This window comes from Archangium primigenium, from assembly GCF_016904885.1.
GTDB classification, from domain to species: Bacteria; Myxococcota; Myxococcia; order Myxococcales; family Myxococcaceae; genus Cystobacter; species Cystobacter primigenius.
On the sequence record NZ_JADWYI010000001.1, the window covers coordinates 4,380,691 to 4,398,453 of the forward strand.

At 70.9% G+C, this 17,763-nt stretch carries 14 protein-coding genes; 8 read left to right on the top strand and 6 right to left on the bottom strand.

The window, feature by feature from the left end; all coding sequences use genetic code 11:
* The 3 genes from I3V78_RS18240 to cysI are packed head-to-tail and all read left to right on the top strand — an operon-like array spanning position 1 to position 5,161.
* A complete protein-coding gene (locus I3V78_RS18240; RefSeq protein ID WP_204489746.1) occupies positions 1–1,665 on the top strand; it encodes a sulfate adenylyltransferase subunit 1 in 1,665 nt (554 codons plus the stop codon).
* The gene (locus I3V78_RS18245; protein WP_204489747.1) at positions 1,662–3,467 is read left to right on the top strand and encodes an assimilatory sulfite reductase (NADPH) flavoprotein subunit; all 1,806 of its coding nucleotides are present in this window, start codon (positions 1,662–1,664) and stop codon (positions 3,465–3,467) included. Before I3V78_RS18240 ends, I3V78_RS18245 begins: the two co-directional genes overlap by 4 nt.
* A 14-nt stretch (positions 3,468–3,481) precedes the next feature.
* Entirely contained in the window at positions 3,482–5,161 is a 1,680-nt protein-coding gene (cysI, locus tag I3V78_RS18250) for an assimilatory sulfite reductase (NADPH) hemoprotein subunit (protein WP_204489748.1), read from the top strand.
* 99 nt (positions 5,162–5,260) lie between these two features.
* Here the strand turns inward: cysI and I3V78_RS18255 are convergent, their stop codons facing one another.
* The 3 genes from I3V78_RS18255 to I3V78_RS18265 form a co-directional block, all read right to left on the bottom strand.
* Positions 5,261–5,878 carry a hypothetical protein gene (locus I3V78_RS18255; protein WP_204489749.1) on the bottom strand — a complete coding sequence of 206 codons (618 nt, stop codon included), beginning with the start codon at positions 5,876–5,878 and terminating at the stop codon, positions 5,261–5,263.
* A 291-nt stretch (positions 5,879–6,169) separates the two neighbouring features.
* Positions 6,170–6,745 carry a regulatory protein RecX gene (locus tag I3V78_RS18260; RefSeq protein WP_204489750.1) on the bottom strand — a complete coding sequence of 192 codons (576 nt, stop codon included), beginning with the start codon at positions 6,743–6,745 and terminating at the stop codon, positions 6,170–6,172.
* Positions 6,746–6,759: 14 nt separating this feature from the next.
* On the bottom strand, positions 6,760–8,142 hold the full coding sequence (locus tag I3V78_RS18265) for a sensor histidine kinase (RefSeq protein WP_204489751.1): 1,383 nt from the start codon (positions 8,140–8,142) through the stop codon (positions 6,760–6,762).
* A 150-nt stretch (positions 8,143–8,292) separates the two neighbouring features.
* Between I3V78_RS18265 and I3V78_RS18270 the strand changes: the two genes are divergently transcribed.
* From I3V78_RS18270 to metH, 4 genes are all read left to right on the top strand, one after another.
* The gene (locus tag I3V78_RS18270; RefSeq protein ID WP_204489752.1) at positions 8,293–8,895 is read left to right on the top strand and encodes a nuclease-related domain-containing protein; all 603 of its coding nucleotides are present in this window, start codon (positions 8,293–8,295) and stop codon (positions 8,893–8,895) included.
* Positions 8,896–8,998: 103 nt separating this feature from the next.
* A complete protein-coding gene (locus I3V78_RS18275) occupies positions 8,999–9,955 on the top strand; it encodes an ArsR/SmtB family transcription factor (protein ID WP_204489753.1) in 957 nt (318 codons plus the stop codon).
* Positions 9,952–11,016, top strand: coding sequence for a homocysteine S-methyltransferase family protein (locus I3V78_RS18280; protein ID WP_204489754.1), 1,065 nt, complete (start codon positions 9,952–9,954; stop codon positions 11,014–11,016). The genes I3V78_RS18275 and I3V78_RS18280 overlap by 4 nt, the downstream gene beginning before the upstream one ends.
* Positions 11,017–11,038: 22 nt before the next feature.
* On the top strand, positions 11,039–13,729 hold the full coding sequence (gene metH / locus I3V78_RS18285) for a methionine synthase (RefSeq protein ID WP_204489755.1): 2,691 nt from the start codon (positions 11,039–11,041) through the stop codon (positions 13,727–13,729).
* A gap of 7 nt (positions 13,730–13,736) precedes the next feature.
* Here metH and I3V78_RS18290 read toward each other — a convergent pair whose 3' ends face one another.
* Positions 13,737–14,729 (bottom strand): endo alpha-1,4 polygalactosaminidase, encoded by a 993-nt coding sequence (locus I3V78_RS18290; RefSeq protein ID WP_204489756.1) that lies wholly within the window; start codon positions 14,727–14,729, stop codon positions 13,737–13,739.
* A gap of 62 nt (positions 14,730–14,791) precedes the next feature.
* A complete protein-coding gene (locus I3V78_RS18295; protein ID WP_204489757.1) occupies positions 14,792–15,400 on the bottom strand; it encodes a TetR/AcrR family transcriptional regulator in 609 nt (202 codons plus the stop codon).
* A 102-nt stretch (positions 15,401–15,502) separates the two neighbouring features.
* On the opposite strand from I3V78_RS18295, the gene I3V78_RS18300 reads away from it, so the two are divergent.
* Positions 15,503–16,468 carry an NAD-dependent epimerase/dehydratase family protein gene (locus I3V78_RS18300; RefSeq protein ID WP_204489758.1) on the top strand — a complete coding sequence of 322 codons (966 nt, stop codon included), beginning with the start codon at positions 15,503–15,505 and terminating at the stop codon, positions 16,466–16,468.
* 10 nt (positions 16,469–16,478) lie between these two features.
* Here I3V78_RS18300 and I3V78_RS18305 read toward each other — a convergent pair whose 3' ends face one another.
* The gene (locus I3V78_RS18305) at positions 16,479–17,738 is read right to left on the bottom strand and encodes a hypothetical protein (RefSeq protein WP_204489759.1); all 1,260 of its coding nucleotides are present in this window, start codon (positions 17,736–17,738) and stop codon (positions 16,479–16,481) included.
* Positions 17,739–17,763 lie beyond the last annotated feature (25 nt).

The window sequence follows — 17,763 nt, forward strand, 5'->3', positions numbered from 1 at the left end:
ATGGGCGCCGAGATCCAGCAGGTTCAAGAGACGACGGACGTCCAGCGCTTCCTCGCCGAGCACGCGGAGAAGGAATTGTTGCGGCTGGTGGTGGTGGGCTCGGTGGACGACGGCAAGTCCACGCTCATCGGCCGGCTGCTCTACGAGTGCAACGGGCTCTTCGAGGATCAGGTGGCGGCGGTGAAGCGCGCGAGCGCGGGCGGGGAGATCGACTTCTCGCTCTTCACCGACGGCCTGCGCGCCGAGCGCGAGCAGGGCATCACCATCGATGTGGCCTACCGCTACTTCTCCACGCGCCGGCGCAAGGTGATCGTCGCCGACACGCCGGGGCACCTGCAGTACACGCGCAACATGGCCACCGGGGCCTCCACGGCCGACGCCGCCGTCATCCTGGTGGACGCGCGCCTGGGCATCCTCCCGCAGACGCGGCGCCATGCGTACCTGGCCTCGCTGCTGGGCATCCCCTACCTGGCCGTGTGCATCAACAAGATGGACCTGATGGACTTCGACCGCGCGGTGTCCGAGCGGCTCACCACCGAGTTCGAGGCCTTCGCGCGCACGCTCGGCTTCGAGCAGGTGCGCTACTTCCCCATCAGCGCCCGGGGCGGCGACAACATCACCCAGCCGAGCGCCCGCACCCCCTGGCACGACGGCGAGACGCTGCTCGGGTGGCTGGAGTCCCTGCCGCACCAGCGCCGCCAGGAGGACGCCTCCTTCCGCTTCCCCGTGCAGTACGTGCTCCGGCCGGACCTGGACTACCGCGGCTTCGCCGGGCAGATCGTCTCCGGCTCGGTGCGCCTGGGCGACGAGGTGGTGGTGTACCCGTCCCAGCGGCGCACGCACGTCGCTTCCATCGACACCTTCGAGGGCCGGCTCGACGAGGCCAGCGCGCCCTCGTCGGTGACGCTGCGCCTCACCGACGAGGTGGATGTGAGCCGGGGGGATCTCATCGCCCTGGCCCACCAGCCGCCGCCGCTGGCGCTCCAGGAACTGGAGGCCATGCTCGTCTGGTTCGGCGAGGAGCGCCTGGACACCTCGCGCCGCTACCTCGTGAAGCACACCTCCAAATACGTCCCCGCGCACATCGAGCAGGTGCTCTGGCGCAAGGAGCTGGAGGACCTGTCCGAGGTGGAGGCGAGCACCCTGTCGCTCAACGAGATCGGCAAGGTGCGGCTCGTGTGCAAGCGGCCGCTCGCGTGCGACCCCTACCCCGACAACCGGCGCACCGGCGCCTTCATCGTCGTGGACTCGCTCACCAACGACACCGTGGCCGCGGGGATGATCCTCGGGGGCGTGGGCGGGGCGGGTGGCCAGGAAGCGCGCTCGCTCGTGTCCGCCGAGGAGCGGCGCGCGCGGCTGGGCCAGTCCGGCGCCGTCCTCCTGCTCGCGGGCTCGCCCGAGGTGCGTGACGCCGCGCTGCGGCTGGAGCGCACGCTGTTCGAGCAGGGCCGGCATGTCGTCACGGTGCGCGGCGACGCGGAGAGCGCGCTCGCCCTGGCCGACGCGGGCCTGCTCGCCATCCTCTATACCCCCGTGCCCCAGGCGCGGCTGGGTCTGGCCCAACAGCTGCGGGGCGCGGGTGTCCCCTGGTTGGAGCTGGAGCCCTCCGAGGCCGTGGAGCAGCAGGTGCGGCGCGTCCTGGACGCGCAGGAGAAGACGTCTTGAGCGCCCCCGTGAAGCTGGCCACGCCCATCGGTGACGAGAAGGCCGCGCTGTTGCAGCGGCTCGTCGAGGGGCTCGATGCCTCGTCGCTCACGTGGCTGAGCGGGTACTTCGCCGGGCTCGCCGCCCAGCCCGCGCGCGCCACCGCCGCGCCCCAGGCCCCGGCACCCCAGGCCTCGGCCCAAGAGACGGTGACGCTCGTCTATGGCACCCAGACGGGCAACAGCCGCCTGCTCGCGGAGCGGCTCAAGCGGCAGCTGGAGGCCTCGGGCGTGGCCGTGCGTGCCTTCCGCGCGGGCGAGTACCCCGTGCGCGAGCTCAAGAACGAGCGGCTGCTCTACGTGGTCATCAGCACCCAGGGGGACGGAGAGCCGCCGGACGACGCGCGCGGGTTCTTCGACTTCGTGATGAGCAAGCGGGCGCCCTCGCTGGAGACGCTGCGCTTCGCGGTGCTGGCGCTCGGCGACTCGAGCTACCCGAAGTACTGCGAGGTCGGCCGCGTCCTCGACGAGCGTCTGGCTCAACTGGGCGCCGCGCGGCTGGTCCCGCGCGCCGACTGCGACCTGGACTTCGAGCCCACCGCCACGCCCTGGCTGGAGCAGGCGCTGGCGCGGGCGCGCGAGCAGGTGGGCACGCCCGCCGCGGGCGCGTCCGTCACGCCGCTGCACCCCGTGTCCCTTCCGCCCACGTTCAGCCGTGACAATCCCTATCCCGCCCTGGTGCTGGCCAACCAGCGCATCACGGGCCGGGACGCGCTCAAGGACGTGCGCCACGTGGAGCTGTCGCTGGAGGGCTCGGGCCTGCGCTACGAGCCGGGCGACGCGCTCGGGGTGATGGCCCGCAACCCGCCGGAGCTGGTCGACGCGCTGCTCACCACGCTCAGGCTGGACGGGGCCTCGGACGCCACCCGGGACGGCCGCACGCAGCCGCTCGCGCGCTGGCTCTCCGAGGGCCTGGAGATCACCAGGCTCAGCCGCGCCTTCCTGGCCCAGCACGCCGAGCGCTCGGGCAACGCGGCCCTCAAGGCGCTGCTCGTGCCCGAGGGCGGCGAGGCCCTGCGCGCGCTGCTCGCGAGCCACCAGGTGATCGACTTGCTCCGGGCCCACCCGGGCGCGTGGAGCGCGACGGAGCTGGTGGCCGCGCTGCGCCGCCTCACGCCGCGCCTGTACTCCATCGCCTCCAGCCAGAAGCGGGTGGGGGACGAGGTGCACCTCACCGTGGCCCGCGTGGACTACGAGGCCTTCGGCTCGCGGCACTTCGGCGCCGCCTCGTCCTTCCTCTCCACGCGAGCGGTCGAGCAGGACCTGGTGGACGTGTTCATCGAGTCCAACGAGCGCTTCCGGCTGCCCGCGGACGGCGCGCGGGACATCCTGATGATCGGCCCCGGCACGGGCGTGGCGCCCTTCCGCGCCTTCGTCCAGGAGCGGGCCGAGTCCGGGGCGAGCGGCCGCAACTGGCTCTTCTTCGGCGAGCAGCACTTCCGCTCGCAGTTCCTCTACCAGTTGGAGTGGCAGGAGGCGGTGAAGAAGGGGCAGCTCCACCGGCTGGACGTGGCGTTCTCGCGGGACCAGGGCCAGAAGATCTACGTGCAGCACCGCCTGCGCGAGCACGGCCGCGAGGTGCATGCGTGGCTGGAGGGCGGCGCGTCGCTCTACGTGTGCGGCGAGGCCCAGCGCATGGCGCCGGACGTGCACGAGGCGCTCGTCGACATCTACGTGACCCACGGTGGCAAGAGCCGGGAGGATGCCCGGGCCCACCTCGATTCGCTGCGCGAGCAGCAGCGCTACCTGCGCGACGTCTACTGAGGGAGAGACACCCCATGAGCAAGAACCCGACCCAGGCTCCGCTGGCCGAGGTGGAGCACATCAAGGCCAAGAGCCGCCACCTGCGCGGCACGCTGGTGGAGAGCCTCGCGGACCCCCTCACCGGCGCCATCGCCCCGGCCGACACCCAGCTCATCAAGTTCCACGGCAGCTACCAGCAGGACGACCGGGACATCCGCGAGGAGCGTCGGCTGCAGAAGCTGGAGCCGGCCTACAGCTTCATGATCCGCACCCGCCTGCCCGGCGGCGTGTGCACCCCCACGCAGTGGCTCGCCCTGGATCAGCTCGCCACCACGCTGGCCAACGGCACGCTGCGCATCACCACGCGCCAGGCCTTCCAGTTCCACGGCGTGCTCAAGGGGGACTTGAAGTCCACCATCGCGGGCATCAACGCCACGCTGCTCGACACGATCGCGGCCTGCGGCGACGTCAACCGCAACGTGATGTGCAACCCCAACCCCGTGGACACGCGCGCGCACGCCGTGGTGCAGGAGTGGACGAAGAAGCTGTCCGAGCACCTGCTGCCCAAGACGCGCGCCTACTACGAGATCTGGCTGGACGAGGAGAAGGTCGCCGGCGGCGAGGAGGAGCCCATCTACGGCTCCACGTACCTGCCGCGGAAGTTCAAGGCGGCCGTGGTGGTGCCGCCCCTCAACGACGTGGACGTGTTCTCCCAGGACCTGGGCTTCATCGCCATCCTGGAGGCTGGCGAGCTGGTGGGCTTCAACGTCACGGTGGGCGGCGGCATGGGCGCCACGCACGGCGAGAAGGCGACCTTCCCCCGGCTCGCGGACGTGATCGGCTTCGTTCCTCCCGAGCGCATGCTCGCGGTGGCGGAGAACGTGGTGAAGGTGCAGCGCGACTTCGGCGACCGCACCAACCGCAAGCACGCGCGGCTCAAGTACACCATCGAGGACCGGGGCATCGCGTGGTTCGTCGCGGAGTTGGAGCAGCGGCTCGGCTTCACGCTGGAGCCCGCGCGGCCCTTCGCCTTCGAGCACAATGGCGATCGCTTCGGCTGGACCGAGGGCCATGACGGCAAGTGGAACCTGACGCTCTTCATCGAGAGCGGCCGGGTGGCGGACCGGGGCGAGCAGCGGCACCTCACGGGTCTGCGGGAAATCGCCAAGGTCCTCAAGGGCGACTTCCGGCTCACGCCCAACCAGAACCTCATCCTCGCGGGCATCGCTCCCGAGGACCGTCCCGCCATCGAGGCGCTGGTGAAGGCGCACGGCCTCGCGGGCTTCCAGAGCGCCAGCCCCCTGCGCCGCAACGCGCTGGCGTGCGTGGCGCTGCCCACGTGCGCGCTCGCCATGGCCGAGGCCGAGCGCTACCTGCCGGACTTCGTGAGCCTGCTGGAGCAGCGCATGGAGGCGCACGGGCTCGGCCGGGACAACCTGCACCTGCGCATCACCGGCTGCCCCAACGGGTGCGCCCGGCCCTACCTGGCCGAGGTGGCGCTCGTGGGCAAGGCCCCGGGCCGCTACAACCTGTTCCTCGGCGGCGACAAGAAGGGCCAGCGGCTCAACCGGCTCTACCGCGAGAACATCGACGAGGCGGCCATCCTGGAGACGCTGGAGTCGTTGTTCGCCGCGTACGCCAAGGAGCGGCTGCCGGGCGAGGGCTTCGGCGACTTCACCGTGCGCGCCGGGCACGTCGCGGCCCCCAAGGCTTGAGTCCAGGCCTCCCGTCGACGTCCTCGACGGGAGGCTCGAACGCGGCGTCTTCTCCAGGGTCGGGCCGTGCCTGACGCCTTCATGGGTGAAAGGGCAGGTTCACAATCGACGGCACGTGGTCGCCGTGTTGCCGAAGGCGTCGCCGCACGCGGCTCTGTAACCAGAACCCGAGGCGGAGTACCCGCTCGGACATGACGTGCCACAGGTGGTGAGGTTCGAGCCCGTGACGACCTGACACTGGGACCGCCTGTCGGCGAAGGCGCCACCGCACGAGTAGTTGTAGGCATTGCTCGAGGGGTAGTAACCGCTCGGGCAGCTCGTGCCGCACACACGCAAGGAGGAGCCCGTGACGACCTGACACCGGGTCTGCCTGTTGGCGAAGGCGCCAGCGCACGAGTCGTTGTAGAGATTGCTCGAGGGGTAGTAACCGCTCGGGCAACTCTCGCCGCATGTACTGAAGGGGGCGCCTGTGATGACCTGACACCGGGTCCGACTGTTGGCGAAGGCGCCACCGCACGAGGTGTCGTAGGTATTGATCGAGGCGAAGTAACCGCTCGGGCAGCTCGCGCCGCACACGCTCAAGGAGGAGCCCTTGACGACCTCACACCGTGTCAGCCAGTTGGAGGAGGTGCCACCGCACGAGGCCTGGTAGGTGCTGATCGAGGGGTAGTAACCGCTCGGGCAGCTCTCTCCGCAGAGGCTGAGCGCGCTGTCCACCCTCCCGACCGCTTGCCCTGATTCCGGCGCCTCCTCCAAGGACGGACCACAGCCCAAGACGCTCAAGAACGCGAGAGACGCGACCACACCACGTACGGACATCCAGGGTTTCAGCACTGAGAGGATTCTCCTGCCAGGGTTTGGCAGGCATCCTGGATGTGTGTCGTTTTTGCCGCAATGAATGGCTTGCGTTTCAGGGCGCTCTTGGTCAACTGTCGAATAGTCTCCGCTCCCTGAATGAGCGTCCCGGCCCAATCCTCGTCTGGAACTGTCTGGATTGACCGGGGAGCGCTAGACGCGCCCGTCCGGGGGCTCCTCGGCCGTGCCGTCGATGACCTTCTTGGCCAGGGCGAAGGGGAAGCCCGCGCGGGCCATGGCGGCCAGGTCCTTCTGGCGCTGGTCCTTCCGGGTCGCCAGGTCGCGCCGGAAGGGCCCCAGGCGCTTCTTGCGCGCCCAGATGCGCGCGGCGGCCTCCTCGGGCAGCTCGGCGGAGGCCTGGGCCACCTTGCTCGCCACCACGTCCGGGGCCACGCCCTTGAGCTTGAGCTTCTGGGCGATCACCCGGGAGCTGCGGCCCGAGGCCCGGAGCGAGTGGGCCCGGGTCTCCGCGTAGGCCTGATCGTTGATGAGCCCGTTGCGCATGAGCTTCTCCACCAGCGCATCCACCCAGCCCACCGCCTCGGCACGCTCCCCGCCGTGCGCGCGCACCGAACGGTCCACCCGGCGCATCAGCACGCGCTTGAGCTGCGTCACCGTCGCCGAGTAGCGCTTGAGGTAGTGCAGCGCCGCGTTCTCCAGGTAGCGCGGGGAGACCTTGCGCGGCTTCTTGTCGCGGGGCTCGCGGGGCTTGCGCCCCGTTTCATCCATCGATTCGTCCCTCATCATGATGCGAGGGGTGTAACACTCCGGACCGACCCGGACGCCCGGTTGCGCTCCGCTGGCCGGTTGGGGACCGGGGCGGCGAGGGCTCGCGGCAGCCGTAGGACGAAGCGGGCACCGCCCTGGGCGCGGTTCTCCGCGTGCAGTGTGCCGCCCACGCGCAGGACGTACTCGCGGCACAGGGCCAATCCCAGCCCCGTGCCCTTGCCGGGCGGCTTGGTGGTGAAGAAGGGGTCGAAGAGCCGGGGAAGCACGTCCGAGGCGATGCCCGGCCCGTTGTCCTCCACCTCCAACTGCACCGTGTCACCGAGCACCCGCGCCCCGATGTCGATCCGCGCCAGGCGCGTGGCATCGGCGCCCTCCACCGCGTCCATCGCGTTGATGAGCAGGTTGAGCACCACCTGCACCAGGTGCCGCTGCCCCAGCCGCACCTCGGGAAGCCCGGAGGCCATGGCCAGCCGCACCTCGCCGCGTCCGCCCAGACGCACCGAGGCCAGGCGCCGCGCCTCCTGGAGCGCCTCCTCGATCCGCCCGCCGCCTTCCTCCTCGCCCGCGCGCGCGAAGCCCTTGAGGTCCAGGACGATCTGCTGGATGCGCAAGACGCCCTGGCGCGTCTCGGCGAGCACCTCACACAACTCGGCGCGATCCAGGGGCCGGGCCGCGTCGCGCGCCTCGCGCTCCAGGTGGGCGAGGTTCGCCTTCACGTAGGCCAGGGGGTTGTTCACCTCGTGCGCCACGCCCGCGGCGAGCTGCCCCACGAGCACCAGCCGCTCCACCTGCGCGCGCTCGCGCTCGGCGCGCATCCGCAGGCGCTCGCTCTCCGCGAGCCGCTCCAGGGCCTGGACGCGCTCCTGCTGGGCCTCGCGCTTGGCGTCGCCCATGCGCCGGTAGGTCCGCGTGCCGAACAGGGACAGGGCGGTGAAGAGGGTGAAGCCCGTGAGCTGCATGACGATGAGCCGCGGGGGCAGGCCCGCCTGCGTGTCCAGGAGCAGCACGGCGCCCAGGGTCATCGCCCCGCTGAGCAGCGTGGGCAGGCGGTCCTCCGGGGTGAACATGGCGATGAGGCAGGGCAGGGCGCCGAACACCTGGAAGTAGGGGCTCGCCGGGCCCCCGCTCAGGTGCACGAGCGCCGTGGCGGCCACCATGCCGATGAACACCGAGCCCAGCTTCGTGGTCCCCGGGCCCACCCAGCCCCGGCCCAGGGCGTGCGCCAGGGCCGCGAAGCTCGCGCTGCAGCCGAGCTGCAACGCCACCAGGGGCCAGGTGACGTTCTTCTCCACCACCAGGAAGAAGCAGATCCCCACGAGGAAGAAGAGCGCGCAGGCGTGGAGGCTCTTGCGCTGCACACGCAGCACGGCCTGCGACTCGGTGGGGTGGGGGCTCATGGGTGGCGTCCAAGGTACCTGTTGGCCTCCCGTCGGGGGACGCCCCCTGTACCCGCGTCCGTCGGGAAAGCGTCAGACCGGCCCCGTACCCTGGCGGCCGTGAGGTGGTCGCACGTGGGTTCGACGATGACATCCGGGGAGGCCAGGGGCATGCGGGAACTCGAGAAGGCACGGCGGCAGGGGCGTGGCCGGCGCGGGGCGGGGGCGCGGCTGTCGGCGAACAGGGCCTTCGTGGAGACGGCGCGGCGGCAGCCCTGGGCCCAGGGCGCCGCGGGCGAGGAGTACGTCGCGAGCCTCCTGGACTCGCTCCAGACGCAGGGCTGGACGGCCCTGCATGATCTCAAGGTGGGGCCCCAGGGCCCGCCGGTGGATCACCTCGTGATCGGCCCGGCCGGCGTCTTCGTCCTCGACACCCGGTGGGTGAGCGGGCCCGTGCGCGTGGAGGGCGAGCGGATCCGGGTGAACACCTTCCCCCAGAACTACCTGGAGCACCTGGAGGCCCGGGTGCGCGACGTGCACGACCGGCTGCTCGCCGCGAGCGGACGGCGCGCGCTGGAGGTGCGGGGCCTGCTGGTGTTCGTGGAGCCGGAGCTGACGGTGAAGGCCCCCCCGGCCGCCCTCGACGTGATCTCCGACGCGGAGCTGCTGCTCATGCTCGTGCGGCGGCCGTCCTGCCTGACCTCCCGGGAGATCGCGGAGCTCGTCCGGTCCGCGCGGCGGGCCACGACGTGGTCGTCTCCCAGGGAAATGTGACAGCCCGGGAAGCCCGGGTGGGGGGTCGAGCGGGAAACCCCTTGTTCTCCTTGATGTTCCCCCTTGAGGCCCCGGCGGCATCGACGTATATTCATACGTCGAGATGCAGGAGCTGACCGAAGCCTTCAAGACCCTGGGAGACCCCACGCGGCTGCGCATCCTGCGGCTGGTGGGCGAGGCACGGCTCAACGTGTCCGAGGTGGTGTCGCTGGTGGGGGTGGCGCAGTCGTCGGTGTCGCACCACCTGACGCGGCTCAAGGCGTTGGACCTCATCCGCGAGGAGCGCCAGGGCGGCTTCACCTACTACTCGCTGGCGGTGGACGAGAAGGCGCCGCTCTGGCCCCTCATCCGGCTGGCCAAGGAGGCCCCCGACGAGCACGGCGACCTGGCCCGGCTCACGGAGCTGCTGCGGCGGCGCGAGGACGTGCACACGCTCAACGAGAAGCTGCTCGAGCCCGGCCAGTCCTGGCGGCTGTGGGCCGCGGCGCTCGCGAGCCTGCTGCCCCCCCTGGACATGGTCGACTTCGGCTGTGGCACGGGCGTGCTGACGGTGGAGCTGGCGCGCTGGGCCCGGCACGTGACGGCCATCGACCGCAGCGCGTCCGCGTTGGGCAAGGCGCGCGCGGAGGCCGAGCGGCTCGGCCTGCACAACATCACCTACCTGGAGGCCAACCTGGAGGCGCTGCCGCTCAAGAGCGCGGCGTACGACCTGGTGGTGCTCTCGCAGAGCCTGCACCACGTGGAGTCCTGCGAGCGGGTGCTGGCCGAGGGCGCGCGCCTGCTCAAGCCTGGCGGGCGCATGGTGGTGCTGGAGCTCCTGCCGCACGACGAGCAGTGGGTGCGCTCGCGGCTGGGGCACCAGCACCTGGGCTTCGAGCCGGACACGCTGCGCGAGTCGATGCGCGAGGCGGGGCTCGAGGCGCCCACGCTCGTGGCGGCGCCGCGCGACGTGGCCTCGCCCTTCAAGGCCTTCCTCCTCACGGGCACGCGCGCCGCTTCCGAGTCGCTCGCGGTCCCCATTCCCCTTCGCCAGTCGTCCTCTGGCACGAGAGCGTCATGATCCGACCCGCGCACACCGCCCAGGAACTCGAGCAGCTCTTCTCCCAGCGCATCGCCGTGCTCGATGGCGCCATGGGCTCGATGATCCAGACCTACCCGCTCGGCGAGGCGGACTTCCGGGGCGCTCGGTTCCAGGCGCACGGCAAGGATCTCAAGGGCAACAACGATCTGCTGTGCCTCACGCGGCCGGACATCATCGAGGAGATCCACGGGCGCTACTTCGCCGCGGGCGCCGACATGGTGGAGACCAACACGTTCAGCAGCACGTCCATCGCCCAGGCGGACTACGAGCTGAGCCACATCGTGACGGAGCTGAACGCCGCGGCGGTACAGTGCGCGCGCCGCGCCGCGGTGGCCGCCGAGGCCGCCACGCCGGGCCGCCGCTGCTTCGTGGCGGGAGCCATTGGCCCGCTCAATCGCACGCTGTCCATGTCCCCGGACGTCAACCGCCCGGACTACCGCGCGGTGAACTGGGACGAGGTGGTGGCCTCCTACGCCGAGCAGGTGCGCGCCATGCTCGGCGCCGGGGTGGACGTGCTGCTCGTGGAGACCATCTTCGACACGCTCAACGCCAAGGCGGCGCTCTTCGCCATCGACAGCTGCTTCGAGGAGCTGGGCGTGCGGGTGCCGGTGATGGTGTCCGTCACCATCACGGACGCCTCGGGGCGCACGCTGTCCGGGCAGACCATCACCGCCTTCTACCACTCCATCCGGCACGCCCGGCCCTTCAGCGTGGGCATCAACTGCGCGCTGGGCGCCAAGGACATGCGGCCCTACCTGCAGGAGCTGTCGGCGGTGGCCGAGTGCCATGTCACCTGCTACCCCAACGCGGGCCTGCCCAACGCGTTCGGCGGCTACGACGAGACGCCCGCGGACATGGCCCGCCAGGTGAGCGACTTCGCCCGCCAGGGCTGGGTGAACATGGTGGGCGGCTGCTGCGGCTCCACGCCCGAGCACATCGCCGCCATCGCCGACTCCGTGCGCGCCTTCGCCCGACGCGCCGCCCAGCCGCCCTCGCACACCTTGAGGCTCAGTGGTCTCGAGCCGCTCCTCGTTCCGTGATCCGGAGAAAGAAGACCCCGCCGTGACGAACCAGGCTACGCGCTTCCAGCTCGTTGGCGAGCGCACCAACATCACCGGCTCTCCGAAGTTCGCCAAGGCCCTCAAGGCTGGGGACTGGGACGCTTGTCTGTCCATCGCCCGCCAGCAGGTGGAGTCGGGCGCCAACATCCTCGACATCAACGTGGATGAGGCGCTCATCGACGGCGAGGCGACGATGGTGAAGTTCCTCAACCTCATCGCCGCCGAGCCGGAGATCTGCCGGGTGCCGCTGATGATCGACTCCTCCAAGTGGAGCGTGCTCGAGGCGGGCCTCAAGTGCATCCAGGGCAAGGGGATCGTCAACTCCATCTCGCTCAAGGACGGGGAGGAGGAGTTCCTGCGCCGCGCGCGGCTCATCCGCCGCTATGGCGCCGCCACGGTGGTCATGGCCTTCGACGAGCAGGGCCAGGCGGCCTCGCGCGACGACAAGGTGCGCATCTGCACGCGCGCCTACCGGCTCTTGGTGGACCGGGTGGGCTTCCCGCCGGAAGACATCATCTTCGATCCCAACATCCTCACCGTGGCCACGGGCATCGAGGAGCACAACAACTACGCGGTGGACTTCTTCGAGGCCACGCGCCTCATCAAGGCCACGCTGCCGCACGCCAAGGTGTCCGGCGGCGTGTCCAACGTCTCCTTCTCCTTCCGGGGCAACAACCCGGTGCGCGAGGCCATCCACGCGGCCTTCCTGTACCACGGGGTGCTCGCGGGCATGGACATGGGCATCGTCAACGCCGGCATGCTCGGCGTGTACGAGGAGATTCCCAAGGACCTGCTCGCGTGCGTGGAGGACGTGCTGCTCAACCGCCGCGCGGACGCCACGGACCGGCTCATCGCGCTCGCCGACGAGATGAAGGCGCGCGATGGCGGCGGCTCCAAGGTGGAGCTGAAGGAGGACCTGGCGTGGCGCAAGGCGCCGGTGGCCGAGCGCCTGTCGCACGCGCTCGTCAAGGGCATCGACGCCTTCATCGACGTGGACACCGAGGAGGCGCGGCTGCTCTACACGCGGCCCCTGGACATCATCGAGGGCCCGCTCATGGACGGCATGCGCGTGGTGGGCGACCTGTTCGGCGCGGGCAAGATGTTCCTGCCGCAGGTGGTGAAGTCCGCGCGGGTGATGAAGCGCGCGGTGGCCTGGCTCACGCCCTTCATGGAGGAGGAGAAGCGCCGCCACGTGGCGGCCGGTGGGGCCGCGCGCTCGCAGGGCAAGGTGCTGCTCGCCACGGTGAAGGGCGACGTGCACGACATCGGCAAGAACATCGTGGGCGTGGTGCTCGCCTGCAACAACTACGAGGTCATCGACCTGGGCGTGATGGTGTCGTGCGAGAAGATCCTCGCCACGGCGCGTGACCAGGGCGTGGACGTCATCGGCCTGTCGGGCCTCATCACCCCGTCGCTCGACGAGATGGTGAACGTGGCCCGGGAGATGACGCGCCTGAGCTTCGAGGTGCCGCTGCTCATCGGCGGCGCCACCACCAGCCAGCCCCACACCTCGGTGAAGATCGCGCCCGAGTACGGGCCCGGCGTCGTGCACGTGCTGGACGCCTCGCGCGTGGTCAACGTGGTGAGCGCCCTCCTGTCGCCCGAGCAGAAGCCGCGCTTCCTCGCGGAGGTGGGGGACAAGCAGCGCCAGGCCCGCGAGGACTTCACCGCGCGCCGGGTGCGGCGCCGGCTCCTGCCGCTCGAGGAGGCGCGGGCGCGCCGGGCCACCTATGACTGGGGCTCGGTGGACATCCCCCGGCCCGAGTTCCTCGGCACCCGGGTGTTCCAGGACGTGCCCCTCAGGGACGTGGTGCCCTTCATCGACTGGGGCCCCTTCTTCAACGCCTGGGAGCTGTACGGCGCCTTCCCGCGCATCCTGGACGACGAGAAGGTGGGCGCCGAGGCGCGCAAGCTCTATGACGACGCGCGCGCGCTGCTCAAGCGCATCGTCGACGAGAAGCGCTTCACCGCGCGCGCCGTGCTCGGCTTCTGGCCCTGCAACGCGGTGGGGGATGACGTGGAGCTGTACACGGACGAGTCGCGCTCGAAGGTGCTCGGCCACCTGCGCATGCTGCGCCAGCAGGCGGAGAAGCCCCACGAGCAGCCCTACCTGTGCCTGGCGGACTTCGTGGCGCCGAAGGACTCGGGCCGGCTGGACTACTGCGGCGGCTTCGTGGTGACGGCGGGCCTGGGCGTGGAGGCCTTCGCGGACGCCTTCCGCGCCAAGCACGACGACTACTCGGCCATCATGGTGCAGGCGCTGGGAGACCGGCTCGCCGAGGCCATGGCGGAGCTGATGCACAAGCGCGCCCGCGAGTTCTGTGGCTTCGGCAAGAGCGAGGACCTGAACAACGAGCAGCTCATCCGCGAGCAGTACCGGGGCATCCGTCCGGCGCCGGGCTACCCCGCGTGTCCGGAGCACACGGAGAAGGGCACGCTCTTCGCGCTGCTCAACGCCACGGCCGCCACGGGCGTGTCCCTCACGGAGAGCTACGCGATGACGCCGGCGAGCAGCGTGAGCGGCTTCTACTTCAACCACCCCGAGGCGAAGTACTTCGGGCTGGGGAAGATCGGCCGCGACCAGGTGGCGGACTACGCGCGCCGCAAGGGCCTGAGCGTGGACGAGGCGGCGCGCTGGCTCGGCCCCAACCTCGACGAGGAGCCCGTCGCCTCGTCGAGCGCCGCGGCCTGACGCGCGGCTAGTTGCAGGAGAAGGCCACGTTGTCGTGGCGCACGGCGGACGTCTTGTAGACGAGCGTGCGCAGCTCGCCCGCGGAGAAGCCACTCTCTCCGCAGGCGCACGTGGCCTGGGTGCCGGTGCAACTGGTCCAGTTGATGGCGTCGCCTCCGGCGTCCACGCGGTACTCGGCGTTGAAGACGGCCTTGTTCTGGGCGAGGAAGCTCGTCTTGTAGACGCCGCACTCCTTGTAGCGCTGGCACTCCTCGTTGATGGCGAAGTCGAAGGACGAGGCGAGCTGCGCCACCTGGTCGATGTCGTTCTTGAGCGCGATGCCCAGGCACTTGGCGTGCGCGGTGTCCGCCAGCCAGCGGTTGTAGGCGAGCTGATCGTTCGCCGTGATGCCCCAGCAGGCCTGGTCGGTGCAGTTGATCTCCGAGTCGTGCGAGTAGGCGTCGACGTTGTCCGGCTCCACGGCGTCACAGCCCTTGTCCCGCGCGAGTTGCAGGCGCGCCGCCATCACCGTGCGCACCGCGCTCTTGCGGTGATCCAACCACCACTCACAGCTCCCGCCGCTCTGGCACCAGTCGCCCAGGATGTGGACGGACTTCGCGCAGTTCTCGCCCGGGGTGCACCAGGTGTCCTGGGGGAACTGGTTGGCATCGCCGCGCCAGTTCTCGTAGGTGCCCGCGCTGAAGTAGCAGACGACCTTCTTGCCCGCGTTCTTGTACTCCTGGATCTTCGTGCTCGTCGTGCCGAACAGGTCCACGACGTAGACCTGGGCGGACAAGGTCGTGGGCAGCGCGCTGTTCTCCAGATCCCAGATCCACGTGCTCGTCTTGGGGAAGCTCACCTGCGTGCACGCCAGGGCCGGCTCCGCGTCCGGGACGGCGGGCACCTCCGCCGCGGGCGCCTCGGTAGCGGGCTCGGGGGGCGGGGCCTCCTCTTCCGCGGCCAGACAGCCGGAGAGCAGCAGGGACATCCAGGGGGTAAGCCACCGCAACCGTGTCGTCATCGTGTCTCCCTTCGAGCGAAGCACCTTCATGGCAAACCAGGGATTTTCCCACAAGACGCGTTTTACGGGGTTGCGGGTGTCCGGGCGCAGAGGGCGGTGAAGGTCTCCACCAGGGTGTCGGTGGAGGAGGCGGGGAAGATGGGGCAGGTGAGCTTGAGGCTGACCACGCCATGCAGGCCGGCCCACAGCACCTCCGCCAGGGCGGTGGGAGCCAGGGCGGTGGACACGGCGCCCTGGGCCTGGAGGTCCTCGGCGAGCCGCACGACCACCTGGAAAGACTGGCCTCCGGCGTCGGCGTCGCTGCGGAAGATCTCGGTGGTGTACTTCGGGTCGGTCATGAACAGCAGCCGGTAGGTCTCCGGCTGCTCCAGGCCAAAGCCCACGTACGCGTCCGCCAGGGCCCGCAGCCGCCGGGAGGCCACGGGCTCCCGGGTGGCGGGCTCCAGCCGCGCCAGCAGCTCCTCGAAGCCCTGGAGGCACAGCGCGCGGGCGATGGCGTCCCGGTTCTCGAAGTGCAGGTAGATGGCCGCGGGCGAGTACTCGATGGCCTCGGCGAGCTTGCGCATCGTCAGCGCCTCGAAGCCCTCGCGCACCACCATGTCCCGCGCCATGCGGAGGATGGCGGCGCGCACCTCCGCCCGCTGCCGCTCCCGACGCTCCGTGCTTCCCATGCGCTGCGTCCTCCCTTGACGCGATGAACGGGTCATATTATCTGAACGGCGTTTACTAAACAACGTTCACAAGATGAACGGCGATAAACGGGAGGCACGGACATGGGCAAGCTGGCGCTGTGGGGAGCGGCGGGAGCCGTGGGTCGGAGCATCGCGGAGGCCCTCCGGGCCCGGGGGCAGCCCTACCGGGTGGTGGGCCGCTCGCTCGGCGGGTTGAAGGCGACGTTCGGGGGAGATCCGCTGGCGGAGGCGGTGACGTGGAACCCGGAGGACGCGGCGTCGGTGCGCGCGGCGGCCCGGGGGGTGGACACGCTCGTCTACCTCGTGGGGGTGCCGTACCCCGAGTTCCACCTGCACCCGGTGCTGATGCGGCGCACGCTGGACGCGGCCATCGCCGAGGGCGTCGAGCGCCTCGTGCTCATCGGCACGGTGTACCCGTATGGCCGGCCCCGGACGGCGACGGTGGACGAGACGCACCCGCGCGAGCCGCACACCTTCAAGGGGCGGATGCGCAAGGAGCAGGAGGACCTGGTGCTCGCCGAGCACGCCGCCGGGCGCATCCAGGGCACCATCCTGCGCCTGCCGGACTTCTACGGGCCGGGAGTGGACAAGAGCTTCCTGCACGCGGCCTTCCAGGCGGCGGTGTCGGGCGGCACGGCGAACCTGGTGGGGCCCCTGGACACGCCGCACGAGTTCGTCTTCATCCCGGACGTGGGGCCGGTGGTGCTCTCCCTGGCGGAAGCGCCGGGCGCCTATGGCCGCTTCTGGAACCTGGCGGGGGCGGGCGCCATCACCCAGCGGGCCCTGGTGGAGCGCATCTTCGCCGAGGGGGGCCGGCCGCCGCGCTTCCGGGTGGCCTCGAAGCTGATGCTGCGGCTGCTCGGGCTGCGCGACCCGTTCCTGCGCGAGCTCGTGGAGATGCACTACCTGCTCACCCAGCCCGTGCTCCTGGACGACTCGGCGCTGCGCGGGCTGCTGGGCCCGTTGCCCAAGACGTCCTACGAGGAGGGCGTCCGGCGGACCCTGGAGGCCATGCGCGCGGAGGCGCGGGTGCCGGGCGCGGCGTGACGGACGGGGCTCAGCGCCGGGGCCAGGCGGCGAGGATCCGCTCGACGGCGTCTTGAGCGCGCCGGTCCACCGCGCCGCTCAGGGATTTGGCGGGGACGTCGAAGTTCTTGAAGTGCAGCCGCTTCCACACCGGCAGGTGGGTGTCGTAGCGCACGCACGCGTTGGGGCTCCAGAGCACGCCGTCCGCCTGGGCCACGGCGCGCTCGAGGCACGCATCGAACCCGGCGCCGGTGGGCAGATGGCGCAGGGCCTCGACGACGTGGCGCAGATCGAGGGACAGGCCCGTCCGGGGCGCACCGGTCACCGCCTGGAACACGTCACCCAGCCGGTCCTCGGGCAGAAAGGCGAGGAAGCCAGGGCGCAGGATCGCGCATCCCGCGCGGAGGCGGCCGGCCTGGAAGGTGGCGGGAAAGCAGACCACGTCGGGCAGGGGCTCGGGGGTCGCGTGGCCGAACAGGGGCGCCCGGCGATGCAGCTCCAGCGCCGTCAGCACGCTCCGCTGCGTGTCGCGATCCAGTCCCAGGACGAACGTCTCGTGCGGGCCCGACACGAGGAGCGTGTCCGGGAAGGGGGCGGAGACCCCATGGGGGGGGATGTCGCGCAGGAGCACCTGCGTGCGCTCTCCCGGGGCGGACTCCCACACGAGCCGCTCGGGCGTCAGCCAGTAGCGGGTGGAGCGGGGCCGTCGGTAACGGAAGGCGGGCAGCAGGCACATGACGACCCCGACGACCAATCCGGCGAAGATGCCCAGGAACAGGCTGCTCAGCACGAAGAGACCCAGGCCCACGAGCTGAGCACGGAATGGGACGCGGAACGGAGGGGATGGGTCCTGGGTGAGGAGGATCTCTCCGGGCACCAGGTCCGGGACGGGGGTCCGGACGCACAGCGCGCGCAGGCGCGAGAGCCGCGCCCCGCGAGACGGGGTGGGGGTCTCGGGCGAGGGGCGCGATTCGAGCCGCTGGTCCAGGAGGGCGTCCAGCCGGTCGCGGCGCCGGAGCACCTCGCGCACGGTGGCGAGCACGGGGTGCGCGCGGGGCCAGTCCTCGCGTTGGGCGAGCTGCTGGATGGCGGCCAGGGCGGCCTCGAAGTCGGGCTCCCGGGCCGCCACCTCGTCGAGGAGGCCGGGTTGCTGTCCCAACTGACGCCTCCACTGGCGCTCTTCCAGGCGGCCCTGGAGCGCCCGGTAGTGGACGCGCGCGGCCTCCACGGTCTCGAGGCGACCCTCGAGCCGGCGCCGCACGTCCTCGGGAGCCAGCAGGTGGTCGGACATGGCGCCTCAGCGTAGCCCAGGGCTC

Coding starts and splice junctions, on each gene's coding strand:
- I3V78_RS18240 (WP_204489746.1), top strand. CDS start 1: ATGGGCGCCGAGATCCAGCAGGTTCAAGAGACGACGGACGTCCAGCGC.
- cysI (WP_204489748.1), top strand. CDS start 3,482: ATGAGCAAGAACCCGACCCAGGCTCCGCTGGCCGAGGTGGAGCACATC.
- I3V78_RS18260 (WP_204489750.1), bottom strand. CDS start 6,745: ATGGATGAAACGGGGCGCAAGCCCCGCGAGCCCCGCGACAAGAAGCCG.
- I3V78_RS18265 (WP_204489751.1), bottom strand. CDS start 8,142: ATGAGCCCCCACCCCACCGAGTCGCAGGCCGTGCTGCGTGTGCAGCGC.
- I3V78_RS18270 (WP_204489752.1), top strand. CDS start 8,293: ATGCGGGAACTCGAGAAGGCACGGCGGCAGGGGCGTGGCCGGCGCGGG.
- I3V78_RS18275 (WP_204489753.1), top strand. CDS start 8,999: ATGCAGGAGCTGACCGAAGCCTTCAAGACCCTGGGAGACCCCACGCGG.
- I3V78_RS18280 (WP_204489754.1), top strand. CDS start 9,952: ATGATCCGACCCGCGCACACCGCCCAGGAACTCGAGCAGCTCTTCTCC.
- I3V78_RS18290 (WP_204489756.1), bottom strand. CDS start 14,729: ATGACGACACGGTTGCGGTGGCTTACCCCCTGGATGTCCCTGCTGCTC.
- I3V78_RS18295 (WP_204489757.1), bottom strand. CDS start 15,400: ATGGGAAGCACGGAGCGTCGGGAGCGGCAGCGGGCGGAGGTGCGCGCC.
- I3V78_RS18300 (WP_204489758.1), top strand. CDS start 15,503: ATGGGCAAGCTGGCGCTGTGGGGAGCGGCGGGAGCCGTGGGTCGGAGC.
- I3V78_RS18305 (WP_204489759.1), bottom strand. CDS start 17,738: ATGTCCGACCACCTGCTGGCTCCCGAGGACGTGCGGCGCCGGCTCGAG.